The 863-nt window shown below is 64.8% G+C and carries 1 protein-coding gene; it reads right to left on the bottom strand.

The window, feature by feature from the left end:
* Positions 1-755, bottom strand: a 755-nt coding sequence (locus AC5RWX_RS33820; protein ID WP_494100507.1) for a PHP domain-containing protein, incomplete at its 3' end; no start/stop codon positions are given.
* Between the last annotated feature and the right edge of the window lie 108 nt (positions 756-863).

The raw sequence follows: 863 nt of genomic DNA on the forward strand, positions 1-863 counted from the left end.
CGCGTCCCCCGTGATCCCTCCACCAGGCGCCCGGTGCAGTGCCCCAGCACGTTCGTGTGCGGATCTTCGATGCCCTGGAGCATCCGCCGGGTCATGGTTTTCCGGTCCGACCGCAGCTTTGAATGAACGCTGGCTACAACGATGTCCAGGCGGTCCAGCAGTTGCGGGTCCTGGTCCAGCTCACCCGACTCCAGGATGTCCACCTCGATGCCGGCCAGCAGCCGCACCGGCTGGTCCTGCTGGCCGTCGGACCCGCGATGGGTCCCGTCGTTGATCGCCGCCACGACGTCCAGCTGCTGCAGGAGGCGTTCGGCCGAGAGCCCATTGGCGATCGTGAGGTTGGGGGAGTGGTCGGTCAGCGCGAGGTAATCCCTGCCCAACACCCCGGCGGCCGCCACCATCAGCTCAATGGGGGACCCGCCGTCGGACCATTCGCTGTGGCTATGCAGGTCTCCCCGGAGTGCTTCCCGGATGGCGGTCCCACCGGAAGCCAAGGGCTGGGCACCCTTCTCGCGCAGGTCGGCAAGGTAATCCGGGACCTGCCCCTCCACCGCATCCCGGATCACCTGGTACGTCCGGTCACCGATTCCCTTCATGGACTTCAGCCGCCCGTTCCGGACGCGTGCGGCCACCTCGTCCGGTGGCAGCGGGGCAATCACCCCGGCGGCTTTCCGAAAGGCCTGGACCTTAAAGGTTGCAGCGCGTCCGCGCTCCAGCCAGAAGGCAATCTCATTGAGTGCTGCGACGGCGTCCATCAGTCCATCTTCACCTGTTCTTCCCCGTCTTTGCCGGGGAAATTGGCCGATTTTGGATAATACCTACCTAGGCCCTATAGTTTTAGAGTCCAGTTCGGAGAAACGCAA

The organism is Arthrobacter sp. SPT-J7, assembly GCF_059089965.1.